Source organism: Pseudoalteromonas sp. MMG024, from assembly GCF_021654175.1.
Lineage (GTDB): Bacteria > Pseudomonadota > Gammaproteobacteria > Enterobacterales > Alteromonadaceae > Pseudoalteromonas.
This window is the reverse complement of the sequence record NZ_JAKFZO010000015.1, coordinates 1-14,751: the sequence shown is the minus strand read 5'-3', so window position 1 is coordinate 14,751 and position 14,751 is coordinate 1. Positions and strand designations below refer to the sequence as shown.

Here is a 14,751-nt window from a genome sequence, read left to right as displayed (position 1 = left end):
GCAATGTGCTTCCTTATTTATAAAACCTAGTTAAAGCATGCGATTATTTAAGTAATGCATCGCTTAAATGTGGACGAAGCTCTTTCACAATCGCTTGTGCAAGTTTTGGTGCGCCACATACAATATTGCCTGACTTATCTTGGTTGTTGCCGCCAGCAAAATCAGTTACTAAGCCACCTGCTTCTTTAACAAGTAGTTGACCTGCTGCAGTATCCCATGGCTTTAAACCAATTTCGAAGAAACCATCAACACGACCCGCTGCAACATAAGCTAAATCTAGCGCTGCAGAACCTGCGCGGCGCATATCTGCTGTATGAACGAATAATGCACTGAATGCGTTCATGTATTCTTCCATATGATGCTTTTGCTTGAATGGGAAGCCGGTTGCTAGCACAGTACCTGAAAGGTCAGTTGCCTTATTTACACGAATACGCTTGCTGTTAAGCTGTGCGCCTTGACCGCGTGTAGCTGTGAATAATTCACCACGAATTGGATCGTAAACAACCGCTTGCTCTGTACGGCCTTTAACTTTTAATGCAATAGATACTGCGAAGTGTGGAATGCCCTTGATGAAGTTAGTCGTGCCATCAAGTGGATCGATAACCCAAAGGTAATCAGCGTCGCTGCCAAGTTGTTGACCTAGCTCTTCGCCTACAATGCTATGCTTAGGGTAAGACTTCAAAATAGTGTCGCGAATCATCGCTTCCGCGTCTTTGTCTACGTTAGTTACAAAGTCGTTGCTACCTTTTTGAAGTACTTCAACTTTATCTTTCTCTTCAAATTTTTGAAGAATAACTTTACCTGCATTTCGCGCAGCGCGAACCGCAATGTTTAACATTGGATGCATAGCTTTACCTTTAGGTTTTAAAAGAACTCATTAACTACTAAGTTGTGCCTTAATTTGGTCACCCCTCAGTTCAGCCGCGCTATTTTAGCGACTTTTTTGCGGTTGTAAACCAAAATAATAAATTTAATCTCTGGTTAACAATTAATCAAACTGATGTGCTAAAAAATCGCTAATAGCGGCGTAATAGTCGAAATTTAATGATGAGTAGGCTAAAATCCGCGCCAGATAAAATTTCAGAGTTTAGAACGTAACATGACGCTAGATAAAATTCGTATTGTACTGGTTAATACTTCGCACACAGGTAACATTGGTTCAGTTGCACGTGCAATGAAAACAATGGGCTTTAGCAAGCTTTATTTAGTTGATCCTGTTAACCCTGTCGATAGCCATGCAAGTGCACTTGCAGCGGGAGCAACCGATGTACTAGGTAATGCGGTAGTTGTTGATACCTTGCAAGAGGCGATTGCTGATTGTAATACCGTGATTGGCACCAGTGCGCGCTCACGTACTTTATCTTGGCCAATGGTTAACCCAGTTGAGTGCGGCGAAAAACTGCTTGCTGGTACAGAGCAAGAAGGTGATGTAGCGCTTGTTTTTGGTCGTGAAAATAGCGGCTTAACTAATGAAGAGCTGCAACTGTGTAATTTCCATGTATGTATTGCAGCTAACCCTGAATACTCGTCACTGAATCTTGCTATGGCTGTGCAAACCCTGTGTTATGAAACACGCATGCGCTACCTTGCCAAAGACGAACAACAAATAGAGCAAGATGATGCGGTTTACCCAAGTTCTGAACAGATGGAGCTTTTCTATCAACATTTAGAAAAAACCTTGTCAGACACGGGCTTTATTATTAAGCAACATCCAGGTCAAGTAATGACTAAGCTACGTCGTTTATTTAATCGTGCACGCCCAGAAGAGCAAGAGCTTAACATTCTTCGCGGAATTTTAACCTCGATTGATAAATCGGTTATGAAAAAAGACAGCGAATAGCTTAAAGATAATACTTGACTAATTTACTCAGGTAATTAAAATAATACTTGAGTAAATTACTAGGTTATTCTGTTCTAGCTTATATATAGCAAGACTAAAGAATAACCTAAGTGTGAACAATAAATACTTGACTATCTTAGTCAGGTAATTAAAATTCGCACTCTTATTGATGATGGGGGCTTAGCATGAAATTAACGTCGAAAGGTCGATATGCAGTAACTGCATTATTAGACGTGGCGCTTCATACTAAAATTGGCCCAGTTCCCCTCGCTGAAATTTCAGAACGACAAGACATTTCACTCTCATACCTTGAGCAGTTATTTTCGCGTTTGCGCAAGCAAGATTTAGTACGCTCTGTTCGTGGTCCTGGCGGTGGTTACTTACTAGGTAAGGAAGCCTCAGAGATTTCAGTTGGCGATATCATTTCTGCAGTCAATGAATCGGTAGATGCCACACGTTGTGGTGGTGAAGGCGATTGCCAAAATGGTGTTCGCTGCTTAACACACTCACTTTGGAGTGAATTGAGCCAGCGCATCGAAGAATTTTTAAACAGTATTACGTTAGCTGAGTTAGTTGCCAAAAAAGATGTGCAACAAGTTGCAGGTCGCCAAGACCAGACGGTTGAAAAAGCCGTTGAAAATTCACTCAGTCAGCTTGAAAATATCAACATTAGTTGCCAAATGTAGCAATTCGGAGCAAGTAAATATGAAGTTACCAATTTATTTAGATTATGCCGCCACAACACCTGTCGATCCGCGTGTAGCTGACGCTATGATGCAGTGTCTAACAATGGATGGCAATTTTGGTAACCCAGCATCGCGTTCTCACCGTTTTGGTTGGCAAGCAGAAGAAGCAGTTGATCAAGCGCGTCACGATATTGCTGAATTAATCAATGCAGACCCGCGTGAAATCGTTTTCACATCAGGTGCTACAGAATCAAATAACTTGGCAATTAAAGGTGCTGCTAATTTCTACGCGAAAAAAGGCAAGCACGTAATCACAGTTAAAACAGAACACAAAGCCGTATTAGACACGTGTCGTGAACTTGAGCGTCAAGGCTTTGAAGTTACTTATATGGACGTTGAAGAAAACGGCTTACTAGACCTTAAGAAGCTTGAAGCAACAATGCGTGATGACACTGTGCTTGTGAGCGTAATGCACGTAAATAACGAGCTAGGTGTAGTACAAGATATCGCAACCATTGGCGAAATGTGTCGCGAACGCAAAATCATGTTCCATGTTGATGGTGCGCAAAGCGCAGGTAAAGTAAAAATCGACATGCAAGCACTTAAAGTAGATTTCATGTCTTTCTCTGGTCACAAAGTGTATGGCCCGAAAGGTATTGGTGCACTTTATGTTCGTCGTAAGCCACGTGCGCGTTTAGAAGCACAAATGCACGGTGGTGGTCATGAGCGTGGTATGCGCTCAGGTACACTGGCAACACACCAAATCGTAGGTATGGGTCAGGCGTTCAAAGTTGCAAATGAAGATTTTGATAAAGATCACGCACACATCAGTGCACTACGTAAGCGCTTGATTGATGGCATTATGTCGGATATCGAAGAAGTTTACTTTAACGGTACACCAGAGCAATCAGTACCAGGTATCGTAAATATTTCATTCAACTATGTTGAAGGTGAGTCATTACTAATGGCACTTAAAGATATCGCGGTATCTTCAGGTTCTGCATGTACTTCGGCAAGTTTAGAACCATCTTACGTATTACGTGCGCTAGGCCGTAACGACGAATTAGCACATAGCTCAATTCGTTTCAGTATTGGTCGTTTCACGACTGAAGAAGAGATTGATTACACTGTTCAGCTAATCAAAGACTCAATTGGCCGTTTGCGCGAAATGTCTCCTTTATGGGAAATGTATAAAGAAGGCGTTGATTTAGAGTCTGTTGAGTGGACACACCACTAATTAAATGAATTGGGTATTGAGGTAACAAGCAATGGCATATAGTGACAAAGTAATTGACCATGTAGAGAATCCACGTAACGTAGGTTCTCTCGACAAGAATGACCCAAGTGTTGCAACGGGTATGGTTGGCGCACCAGCATGTGGTGACGTAATGAAGTTGCAAATTAAGGTATCTGACGATGGCATCATCGAAGATGCAAAATTTAAAACCTATGGTTGTGGTAGCGCGATTGCATCGTCATCACTAGTAACTGAATGGGTTAAAGGTAAAAGCCTAGACGAAGCAGGTGAAATCAAAAACACTGATATCACAGCGGAGCTAGAATTACCGCCAGTTAAAATTCACTGTTCAATTTTAGCGGAAGATGCAATCCAAGCAGCGATTGCGGATTACAAAAAAAAGCACGGTGAATAATTTATGGCGATTACTTTAACAGATGCAGCCGCTGATCGCGTACGCTCATTTTTAACCAATCGCGGCAAAGGTCTTGGCCTACGCGTTGGTGTTAAAACAACAGGGTGCTCAGGCCTTGCCTATGTACTAGAGTTTGTTGATGAGTTAGCGGAAGGCGATGAAACCTTTGAGCATAACGGTGTAACCGTTATTGTTGATGGTAAAAGCCTAGTGTATATCGACGGCACCGAGCTGGACTTTGTTAAAGAAGGCCTAAATGAAGGGTTTAAATTTAACAACCCGAATCAAAATGGTGAGTGTGGTTGCGGCGAAAGCTTTACCGTATAACCTTTACTATTTGATCTAATTTATTGAGCCCTGCAATTGCGGGGCTTGTGTGCAATTAAGAGCGAGGATTTTTTCGTTACTATGAAATACTTTGAGTTATTTGCAATCCCTGTTCAATTTGATGTTGATCTCAACACTGTTAACGCACGCTATCTCGAACTGCAAAAAATTCTTCACCCTGATCGTCATGCTAGTTTAGGCGCACAGCAACAACTGCTTGCGGTACAAAAAACGGCAGAATTAAACGACGCATTACAGGTTCTCAAGCAGCCGCTAAAACGCGCAGAATACATGCTAGCAGAAAAGCATATTGATATTCGTGCTGAGCAACAAACTTTGCAAGATCCTGAGTTTTTAATGCAGCAGATGGAGCTGCGAGAAGAGCTAAGCGAAATTACTGACGCTGCAGACCCTGAAGCAGCAATTGCACAGTTTGAAAATCACGTAAAAGAACTTCATAAAGATTATTACGCAGAGCTCAAAAAGCACATTGATAGTGACGACCAAGAGCAGCTTAAAATTGCCGCAGATATAGTACGCAAGCTTAAATTTATTTATAAGTTACGAGAAGAATTAGAGCGCATTGAAGATTCGCTTTTCGACGACTAATTAGGACGCGAGAAACATGTTACTCCAAATAGCAGAACCAGGCCAAAGTGCATCACCACATGAGCACAAATTAGCAGTTGGCATTGACTTAGGAACCACAAACTCGCTGGTTGCAACAGTACAAAGTGGCGAAACCAAAGTACTGCCAGACTTAATGGGCAAAACAATTTTGCCATCAGCCATTCACTATGGTGAAAACACAATTACTGTTGGCGAAAAAGCCAAGGTAGATGCACCGCTAGACGCTGCCAATACGCTTATTTCGGTAAAACGTTTTCTTGGCAAATCATTCCAAGAAATCAGTCAGATTGCCGACCAACTACCATACCAATTTAGCAACGACGATGACGTATTAGCAATTCAAACGCGTCAGGGCAACATTAATCCAATTCAAGCGTCGAGCGAGATTCTAAAAGCGCTAAAAGCGCGTGCAACGGACAGCTTCGGCGGCGAAGAAATTACCGGCGCAGTGATCACTGTTCCGGCGTATTTTGATGATGCACAGCGTCAGGGCACGAAAGATGCTGCAGAACTAGCTGGCTTAAATGTACTGCGTTTACTTAACGAACCAACAGCCGCTGCGGTTGCTTACGGTTTAGATTCAGGTAAAGAAGGTGTTATCGCGGTTTATGACTTAGGTGGCGGTACCTTTGATGTGTCAATTCTGCGTTTGAATAAAGGCGTATTTGAAGTGTTGGCGACGGGTGGTGACTCGGCACTTGGCGGCGATGACTTTGACGCACTGTTGGTGAATTACTTTAAAGAGCAAACAGGCATTAACGCACCGAACGCAGACACGCTTCGTTTATTTATGGAAAAAGCGCGCGCATGTAAAGAAGCGCTTACTAATTACAATCTGGTAAACGTTGGTTTAGATTTAGGCGAACAGCAGTTTAAAATTGAAGTAACGAAAGAGTTCTTTAATGAATTAGCACAAGGCCTTGTGAAAAAGACATTACGTGCATCGCGCCGAGCCTTGAAAGATGCCGGTGTTGAAAAAGAAGACGTGCTTGAAGTTGTAATGGTTGGTGGCTCTACACGCATGCCAATTGTACGTGAGCAAGTAGGTGAGTTTTTTGGTAAAGAACCACTTACTTCAATTGACCCAGACCAAGTTGTTGCTTTGGGTGCGGCAATTCAAGCCGACATATTAGTAGGTAATAAACCTGATTCAGATATGTTGCTGCTTGATGTATTACCGCTTTCACTCGGTTTAGAAACTATGGGTGGCTTGGTTGAGAAAATCATTCCTCGCAACACCACTATTCCTGTTGCTCGTGCACAAGAGTTTACTACGTTCAAAGATGGCCAAACGGCAATGTCGCTGCATGTGCTGCAAGGCGAGCGTGAACTGGTAGATGGTTGCCGCTCACTGGCTAAATTTAGCTTAAAAGGCATTCCACCAATGGCGGCGGGTGCAGCGCATATTCGTGTAACCTTTAAAGTGGATGCGGACGGTCTTCTAAGCGTAAGCGCAATGGAAAAATCCACAGGTGTGCAGTCTGAAGTTCAAGTTAAACCGTCATTTGGTTTATCAGATAACCAAGTTGCTGATATGATTAAATCGTCGTTGGTTAATGCTAAAAACGATATGCAAGCACGTATGCTAAAAGAGCAACAAGTTGAAGCGCTACGAGTGATTGAAGCATTAAATGCATCGCTTGAACAAAGTGGTCACTTACTTTCAACTGATGAAAAAAGCGAATTAGAAAGCGAAATCAGCAAGTTAGCGGTACTTCGCGAAACGGCGACAACGCCAGACCAACTAAAATCAGCCATTGAAGCCATTGATAAAGCAAGCAGTGAGTTTGCATCGCGCCGTATGGATGATTCAATTAAACAGGCTTTAACTGGCCAGTCGGTAGATGAGGTTTAATATGCCACAAATTATTTTCTTACCACATGAAGAACTTTGTCCAGAAGGCGCGGCAATTGAAGCACCTACTGGTGAAACGGTGCTTGATGTTGCGCTTAAAAATGGTATTTCAATTCCGCATGCGTGTGAAAAGTCATGTGCATGTACTACATGTCATTTAATTGTGCGTGAAGGTTTCGATTCGCTTGAAGAAAGTGATGAACTTGAAGATGATATGCTGGATAAAGCATGGGGTTTAGAGCCTGAATCACGCCTTGGCTGTCAGGCTATTATCGCAGATGAAGACCTAGTCGTAGAAATTCCAAAGTACAATTTGAATATTGTAAACGAGGAACACTAATTACACAGTGATTAATGTTTTAGAAAAGCGCTCTTAGAGCGCTTTTTTATTGCCTGAAATTTGTCTAATATCAAAGATGCTTGAATCTGTTTTGTTTAATCTAAAAGTATAATTAAGAGCGGGAAAGTTTATGAAACCACATGGGATCAGCATTGGTTTAAGTCGCGTTAAATCGACATTCTTTATTCATATTCGCGCATTTGGCACACTGCAACATGATGACTATCAGTACATGGTGCCCACCATTGAATCAGCGCTTAGTGAAGTAACACAGCCAAAACTGAATGTTTTAATTGATATTACCGAGCTGGATGGCTGGACCATGAATGCCGCGTGGGATGATTTTAAGTTTGGTATGAAACACCGTCGAGAATTCGAAAAAATCGCTGTTATTTGCTCACATCGTTGGCAAAAAGGGGTGATGCATGTTTCAAATTGGTTTATGCCGGGCGAAATTGAGTCATTCAATAACCATCACGATGCATTAGTTTGGTTGGAGCAAGCATAAAACCCCCGTGACTTAGCGGGTGAAATTAGTTAATGCAATTGCGTAAAAAGCCTTGTAGAATTTATTTTTTGTTTAGATTAGTCGTTCTGTAATATTCATGATGCATGGAAGTCGCGGTAATATCGCATCAAACTCGCCTATTTCTCCAAAAGATGTCAGCTTAGTGATTCTCGCAGGCGGTCTCGGCCGACGTTTTGGTGGCAATAAACAGCTTGCCGTTGTACCGGGTATTGAAAAAACACTGCTTGAACTCAGTATTTCGGATGCATTTAATGCCGGAATACGTCATGTGGTGTTAGTTGTTAATGCTGCAATTAAGCAAACCGTTGAGGCTCAAATACTGCCTCGTTTGCATCCAGAGTTAACGGTTGATATTGCCGTGCAATCGATTTCGGATGTACCGCCACATTACAAAGGCATGTTTTCTGAGCGTGAAAAGCCATGGGGAACAGGTCATGCATTACTCGCTGCGAAACAATTTGTAACAGCACATTGCGTGGTGATCACCGCAGATGATTATTATGGAAAATCAGCCTTTAGTACCTTACTTGCAAATTGGCAAAATAATGGCGCATGGCGTTTATTAGGTTATCCATTAGCGAGCACACTGACAGAGCAAGGCGGTGTAAATCGTGGGATTTGTGAGCTTTCAGGCTCACAGCTAAACAATATTACTGAAGTTTTAAATATTGATGCGGATCTTCGTGGTGAAACCGTTTCTGGTGAGCAGATTAGCCTGTCACCAAACACCTACGCATCAATGACCATTTGGGCACTGGGGTTTGAGATATTCAACCAATTAGAAGATGGCTTTATCGCGTTTTTAGAACAGTATGACAGCGCTATCAATAGCGAGTTTTTTCTACCAGACCAAATCCAGTATTTAGTTGCGCAACACGCGCAAGTTGTCGAGTTATTACCTGCCAAGGACTGCTGGCTGGGTGTAACCTATAGCGATGATTTGGCGCGCGTTGCTCAGCAATTAAATGAGTAAATATGAGCAGTTGCAAGAGATTACAATGACGTATCAAGAGCAAGCCTTGGCCTTATCTAACCAATATGGGTTGGGGCAAACAGGCATTTCAATTAAGCCAATTGGCAGTGGTCATATCAATACCACGCTACTTTTAAGTTCACCAGAAAAGCATTTAGTGGTGCAAAAGCTAAATACCCAAGTGTTTCCGGATTCACAGGCCTTGGTATCAAATGCGCGCAAAATTGAAAAGCACTTGACCAAAAAAGCGCAAAAAAACGCGTATGATCTCGATGTAATTAAGCATGTAGCAACCCAAGATGAAACGCATTTAGTGCGCCTTAATGGCGATACGTGGCGCGCGCTTGAATTTATAGGCGGCAGCTACAGTGAAGACGTGGTTGAATCGAGTGAAAAAGCAAAAATTGCTGCCGGTGCTTTTGGTCAGTTTGCAAAAGCACTGAATGATTTTGAAGCCGACTCCCTTAAAACCGTGATCCCAGATTTTCATAATCTTGCTATGCGAATTAATGCGTTAGAAGAGGCGGTTTCGGCCGATAAAGTGGCACGTGTGAATGCTTGTGCAGCAGAAATTGAATTTTGCCAACAGCAACGTCAGCTGCTCGACGAAATAGCTGAAATAGTGCCAGATTTACCCGTACGCGCATGCCACAATGATACTAAAATCAACAATATGCTGTTTTGTAAAAAGTCAGATCAAGCAAAGGCTGTTATTGATTTAGATACCTGTATGCCAGGTTATTGGATGTTTGATTTTGGCGATATGGTACGTACTTTTTGCTCGCCAGAGGCGGAAGACTCAACCAATTTAGATAAAGTAAAAGTACGTGAGCATATTTTTGCGTCAATCGTTGAGGGCTATGTAGAGCCGCTTAAAAATGTGTTGTCTGAAAAAGAAAAACAAAGCTTTTGGCTTGGCGCTAAGGTGATGAGCTTTATGATTGGTGTGCGCTTTTTAACAGATTATTTAGACGGCGATAATTACTTTACCATTCACCGCGACAATCATAATCTAGACCGCGCGCGTAATCAGTTTGCACTGTATAAAGACTTACTTAAAAAAGAGCAAACACTGAAAGAAATTTTGTTCAAATAAACTTGTATTGATAAAAGGCAGCCTAGCTGCCTTTTTTGTTTTTAAAGTTAACGCTTTTATTAATCGCATTGTTTTGCCCTGAAATAAGCAATCAGATATTAATACTGAATAATAAAAATAGTTCGTTCAAAGGAAATACACATGAAAAATATGGATCGTCGTGGTTTTTTAAAAGCCGCAACTGTCACTACAGCTGCGGGTTTAACCGCTGCTTGTGCAACGTCAAATAATCAATTTACACCAGCAAAACAGCAGGGCAAAAGTGTAATTGGCTTAATTGCGCCCAAAATGGATGTGGTACGTGTTGGTTTTATTGGTGTGGGTCAGCGCGGCTATGGCCATGTTAAACGCATGAGCCATATTGAAGGCGCTGAAATTGTTGCGATTTGTGATAACCACCAAGAAGTGCTTGAGCGCTCAGCGAAATTTCTAACTGAGAATGGTCATAAACAGCCGGCACTTTACGGTAATGGCGAATATGCCTACCGTGAAATGCTGAACCGTCAAGATATTGATATCGTGATTATTTCTACACCATTGGAAATGGCATGCACCCATGGCAATCGAGTCGATGGAAAGCGGTAAACACGCGTTTGTTGAAGTGCCGCTTGCGACCACTGTAGAAGAAATGTGGGACATTGTTAATACTGCTGAGCGCACGCAAAAGAACTGTATGATGATGGAAAACGTGAACTATGGCCGCGACGAGTTAATGGTGCTGAACATGGTTCGTCAAGGAGTCTTCGGTGAGTTATTACACGGTGAAGCGGCTTATATTCATGAGCTGCGTTGGCAAATGAAAGAGCTTGAAACTAAAACAGGTTCGTGGCGTACGGGCTGGCATGCAAAACGTAATGGTAATTTATACCCAACTCACGGTTTAGGCCCTGTGTCACAATATATGAATATTAACCGTGGCGACCGTTTTGATTATCTTACTTCAATGAGCTCACCGGCACTTGGTCGCGCCCTGTATGCACAAAAAGAATTTCCAGCGGATCATCAGCGTAACCAGTTAAACTACATTAATGGCGATATCAGCACTACGCTGATAAAAACGGTGCAAGGCCGCACTATTATGGTACAACACGATACCACAACGCCTCGTCCATATTCTCGCCATAATCTTATTCAAGGCACAAACGGTGTTTTTGCAGGCTTCCCAAATCGCATTGCGTTGGAAGAGGGCGGTAGCGGTAATTTCCACGAGTGGGATTACGATATGCAGTCTTGGTATAACAAATATGACCATCCACTGTGGGTTAAAATGGGTAAAGAAGCCGAGCGCAATGGCGGTCATGGCGGCATGGATTTCTTAATGTTCTGGCGTATGATTTACTGCCTACGTAATGGCGAACCACTGGACCAAGATGTTTACGATGGTGCAGCCTGGTCGGTGATTAGTCCACTAAGTGCTGAGTCGCTGAACAACCGTGCGAAGTCAGTAGATATTCCTGACTTTACTCGTGGTGCATGGCAGACGGCAGAGCCGCTGGGGATAGTGACAGTTTAATGACTTCTTAGCTTTTGAAAGTTCTCAAAAACAAAAACGGTAGTTTGGGAGTTTTTTGTAGCTATCCTGCACTAGCAAATCATGTTTGTCGCGCTGGCGACAGCAGTAAAAGATGAAAAGTAACCGAAACGGAGTTTCGCAGTACTTTGAAATGAGGTCAAGGATGACCGATGTAACCCAGCTTCATGGATGAATTTTAACACATATTTAAAAGCGCCGGCCCCCCTTTGGATTCCCCCGACGCCCCAAAATCAAACTATTCTTCAAACAAAATTTAAATGTGAACATAAACGCCATGAAGCAACGTCCTTGTTGAACATGGCTTGCTCGACCGCTTCGCTCCCTGTCTCGCATTATTCATTTAAATTAGGTTTTCAGGTTTGATTTAATGGGTGAAGGAGTGAATCTAAACACCTAACTCAATGGCAAGTTAGTGCCAGAATCTGTCATTCGTAACTTTTAAATAAGGTCGCAGGCGTGTAGGCTAAAATGCGAAACAGCTCATGTCTATTCGTCCCAGTTGCCGACGGGAACGACTTTATTTTTGTTAGGTGGTAGTGTCGCCCCGAATATATACACCAATATGATTACCCAGATACTTATGATTTTTAAAGTTACCTTGTTTTACAATTGGGATAGAGCCTAAAATATTAGTTATTTGTTGTTGAAGCTCTGGGGTATTGAATTTTGATTTCTTTGGAACAATTATGAGTGGCGTAATTAAGAAATGTGAGAAGTCTTGATTGCCAATTACTACGGTGTATCCACTTTTTTCTAACTTGACTCTTAGGTTAGTTAGCTTTGCTTCGCTAACTCCGTTGGAATGGAGATGGATAGTAGTTTTGGTGACTGACGAGCACCCAGATAATACAATGAAAATAAATGATAGTAGTATCGGTTTCATCCCTGACACCTAACAATTTAATAGTGCGCAAATTGCGCATATTTCTGATTTGCAATCGCGCACTTTTCTGAATGCTTTAGTTTTAACAAAGTTGATAACTAGTTGCCAGTATTATTAAAAATACATGTGGTTAATTTTTGAGAAAGATAAAAATGCGCAATTTGCGCATTTTCTTGAATATGGGGGAAAGGTTTAAATTCAGAGGCTGAAAAGTAAGGGTTTAAAAAATCTAATGACCGCTCCTCGCTCATTGCTGTCAGATACATAATTAAATTCAGAGGGTTACTTCCGTTTTGTGCCATTAGCTGACCTTCAGCGCTCCATCCTTCACTGCACAATTTTTATTCCAAACATGCTTTTAACTTCCTTTTAGATAGAGTACATATCCAAATAATCCCAGAACGCATCGTAATCAATTACTTTCATGCCTTTTGCTTTGTAAGCGTTTAATGCCTCTGTGTCACTTGGTGTATCTTCACCAATGATAATTAAAGTTGTTGTATTATCAATGTTATCAGTGAATTGCGTTCCATCATCTTCAAGTTGTGCTTTGACTTCTTCCATCTCATCTTCTTCTAATTGATAAAAACCGATGACTTGTTCACTGAATTCAATCACCTCATCGTCAGCAATGGGGGAACAAATAATGTGGTTAGTGCCAGTGGATGATAAAAACACCTCTGCACGCTCAACCTCAGCGCCATTTTGCTGTAAATATTCGATAATGTTGTCAAATACCATCACATCTACTTCAGAGCCAACCTCAGCACTGAGTGTTGCAAAATTGTCATTCACGCTTAGCGCTAGGGCTTGCGGTGTTAAGTGCGTGTTTTGTAATACACTGTGAAGCTGTGTGGTACTTCGTAATTGTTCTATGCTGTTTGCAACGGTTTTGTTATCCATATTAGTAATGGTTGCGTCAAAAACGGTACTCGACATATTTAATTTCCTTATTCTTTTTCAGCTTCTAGCTTTTTTAAAAAATCACTGGTCCAGCGTTTTACTTCTGGGTCAACGTTATCGCTCAGTAATAGATCAATCACTTGTTGGTAATAGGGCAGCGCAAGTTCAGGGTTACGGTGGCGATTTGGCAACCAAGAATACACCCGGCAAAGGGGTCTGATATTCGCTTCAGCACCTACAGAGTCAATACTTGCCTTGTAGTAGGGTAACGCTGTCAATAAGTGTTTAAATACTAGTTGATAGGGTATTAGGTCAGGATCATAGCATGGGCGCCATTTACCCAGCGCATTCACTGCAGCTGAAACCACTTGACCCGCTTTATCATAAAGATCTGCATCCCAAATTTTAGTATGTTCGAGGTAATCCTCACCGTGTACTGCCACAATAAAATTATATAAGCGTTCACGCGTGACAAAGCCATTTTCAACAAAATGATAATACGTGAGAATATGACGATATGCTGTTATAAAGTTTAAATCAAAGTGTTTATCCTGTTGTATAAACTTAACCACTTCTTGCATAGCACTAACATCGTCACTTGCATGCAAAAGGGTCAAATAAGCAAAGTGATGATATTCTTCATCTACCACCCCTGTATCATAAAATTTTTTAAACGCTGCAATTCTTACATTAACATCCGTTTCACCATCTTTAGTAAGTTCGTAATACCAAGCTTCAAACAGCGGCCACTTTTCGTCTCGTGTTTGTTTTTGTTGCTCAGTTAAGTTACGCCACGGGGTGGTATCAAATGTCATCATTAGGTAATCCGTTACAAAAATTAAAGCGGTTTGTTCATGCATTTTGCATGCTGATTCAAGTTTTATCAACGACCGTTCATCGCTCATTACTGCTGGATACATAATTAAATTCAGAGGGTTACTTCCGCTTTGTGCCATTAGCTGTCATTCGTAACGCTTTGCACAGCCGCGGCACGGCTGGCGGTAATTTTGGAACAAAATTTGTGACAGCTAGCTGCCGTCCGCTGATGTAACTGGTTATATTGCGTAATTCAAATTCAAATTGAACTCAATACAACTGAAGCAAACATTGTGGAAAATAGAACAAAATACACCGCCCCAACCACCAAAGTAACATTACATAGCCTCACTAGCCGAGCGTCATCTAGTCCTCGATAGTTCCTTCTAAGTAAAAATCCGGCAAACAGAAGCATGGATTTCGGGTCTTTATTCGAAAATAGGCTTGGGCTTTTTAATGATTCGAACACAGATGCATGGTTAGTTTTAAGGATACTAAATATGGATAAAATCAAAACAAACCAAGCTACAACAAGTACCATAAGTATGCCGAATATCACAGGAAAATACTGAGTCATATAAGAACTCTCCTTAGCAAAATACGCCGCAATATGGGGCGTATTAAGCTTGGCTAAAATTAGCGAAGAATGAGCGTCAGCCAAGCTTTAGACGTCCCATTCATAATTGC

15 protein-coding genes and 1 pseudogene are annotated in these 14,751 nt (G+C 41.7%); 12 read left to right on the top strand and 4 right to left on the bottom strand.

Translation table 11 applies throughout. The features are described 5' to 3' along the window. Nucleotides 1-43 precede the first annotated feature (43 nt). Nucleotides 44-847, bottom strand: coding sequence for an inositol-1-monophosphatase (gene suhB, locus L1068_RS14760; RefSeq protein WP_010561893.1), 804 nt, complete (start codon nt 845-847; stop codon nt 44-46). Nucleotides 848-1,099: 252 nt separating this feature from the next. Here suhB and trmJ point away from each other — a divergent pair, with 252 nt between their 5' ends. The 12 genes and pseudogenes from trmJ to L1068_RS14700 all read left to right on the top strand — a co-directional run bounded on the left by trmJ (nt 1,100) and on the right by L1068_RS14700 (nt 11,441). Further along, entirely contained in the window at nt 1,100-1,840 is a 741-nt protein-coding gene (gene trmJ / locus L1068_RS14755; RefSeq protein ID WP_237130875.1) for a tRNA (cytosine(32)/uridine(32)-2'-O)-methyltransferase TrmJ, read from the top strand. Nucleotides 1,841-2,025: 185 nt separating this feature from the next. Continuing rightward, a complete protein-coding gene (iscR, locus tag L1068_RS14750; RefSeq protein WP_010561891.1) occupies nt 2,026-2,526 on the top strand; it encodes a Fe-S cluster assembly transcriptional regulator IscR in 501 nt (166 codons plus the stop codon). A gap of 19 nt (nt 2,527-2,545) precedes the next feature. Next, complete coding sequence (locus L1068_RS14745) at nt 2,546-3,763, top strand: IscS subfamily cysteine desulfurase (RefSeq protein WP_010561890.1); 1,218 nt, start codon at nt 2,546-2,548, stop codon at nt 3,761-3,763. Between the two features lie 31 nt (nt 3,764-3,794). Beyond that, on the top strand, nt 3,795-4,178 hold the full coding sequence (gene iscU, locus L1068_RS14740) for a Fe-S cluster assembly scaffold IscU (protein WP_054979579.1): 384 nt from the start codon (nt 3,795-3,797) through the stop codon (nt 4,176-4,178). A 3-nt stretch (nt 4,179-4,181) separates the two neighbouring features. Beyond that, complete coding sequence (iscA, locus tag L1068_RS14735; protein WP_010561888.1) at nt 4,182-4,505, top strand: iron-sulfur cluster assembly protein IscA; 324 nt, start codon at nt 4,182-4,184, stop codon at nt 4,503-4,505. An 81-nt stretch (nt 4,506-4,586) separates the two neighbouring features. Then, entirely contained in the window at nt 4,587-5,114 is a 528-nt protein-coding gene (hscB, locus tag L1068_RS14730; RefSeq protein ID WP_237130874.1) for a co-chaperone HscB, read from the top strand. Nucleotides 5,115-5,130: 16 nt separating this feature from the next. Next, nucleotides 5,131-6,990 carry a Fe-S protein assembly chaperone HscA gene (gene hscA / locus L1068_RS14725; RefSeq protein WP_237130873.1) on the top strand — a complete coding sequence of 620 codons (1,860 nt, stop codon included), beginning with the start codon at nt 5,131-5,133 and terminating at the stop codon, nt 6,988-6,990. Between the two features lies 1 nt (nt 6,991). Further along, nucleotides 6,992-7,330, top strand: coding sequence for an ISC system 2Fe-2S type ferredoxin (fdx, locus tag L1068_RS14720; protein WP_054979581.1), 339 nt, complete (start codon nt 6,992-6,994; stop codon nt 7,328-7,330). 130 nt (nt 7,331-7,460) lie between these two features. After that, nucleotides 7,461-7,838: an STAS/SEC14 domain-containing protein gene (locus tag L1068_RS14715; protein WP_010561884.1), complete on the top strand. Its 378-nt coding sequence runs from the start codon at nt 7,461-7,463 to the stop codon at nt 7,836-7,838. Between the two features lie 97 nt (nt 7,839-7,935). Then, the gene (locus tag L1068_RS14710; RefSeq protein WP_237130872.1) at nt 7,936-8,832 is read left to right on the top strand and encodes an NTP transferase domain-containing protein; all 897 of its coding nucleotides are present in this window, start codon (nt 7,936-7,938) and stop codon (nt 8,830-8,832) included. Next, entirely contained in the window at nt 8,825-9,928 is a 1,104-nt protein-coding gene (locus L1068_RS14705) for an aminoglycoside phosphotransferase family protein (protein ID WP_237130871.1), read from the top strand. The genes L1068_RS14710 and L1068_RS14705 overlap by 8 nt, the downstream gene beginning before the upstream one ends. A 141-nt stretch (nt 9,929-10,069) precedes the next feature. Then, nucleotides 10,070-11,441, top strand: a pseudogene (locus tag L1068_RS14700) (Gfo/Idh/MocA family oxidoreductase). A gap of 1,002 nt (nt 11,442-12,443) precedes the next feature. On the opposite strand, the gene L1068_RS14695 reads toward L1068_RS14700, so the two are convergent. The 3 genes from L1068_RS14695 to L1068_RS14685 all read right to left on the bottom strand — a co-directional run bounded on the left by L1068_RS14695 (nt 12,444) and on the right by L1068_RS14685 (nt 14,204). Next, nucleotides 12,444-12,647, bottom strand: coding sequence for a hypothetical protein (locus L1068_RS14695; RefSeq protein ID WP_237130870.1), 204 nt, complete (start codon nt 12,645-12,647; stop codon nt 12,444-12,446). A gap of 67 nt (nt 12,648-12,714) precedes the next feature. Continuing rightward, on the bottom strand, nt 12,715-13,284 hold the full coding sequence (locus tag L1068_RS14690) for a BRCT domain-containing protein (protein WP_237130869.1): 570 nt from the start codon (nt 13,282-13,284) through the stop codon (nt 12,715-12,717). Between the two features lie 11 nt (nt 13,285-13,295). Beyond that, complete coding sequence (locus L1068_RS14685) at nt 13,296-14,204, bottom strand: hypothetical protein (RefSeq protein ID WP_237130868.1); 909 nt, start codon at nt 14,202-14,204, stop codon at nt 13,296-13,298. Nucleotides 14,205-14,751: the final 547 nt, after the last annotated feature.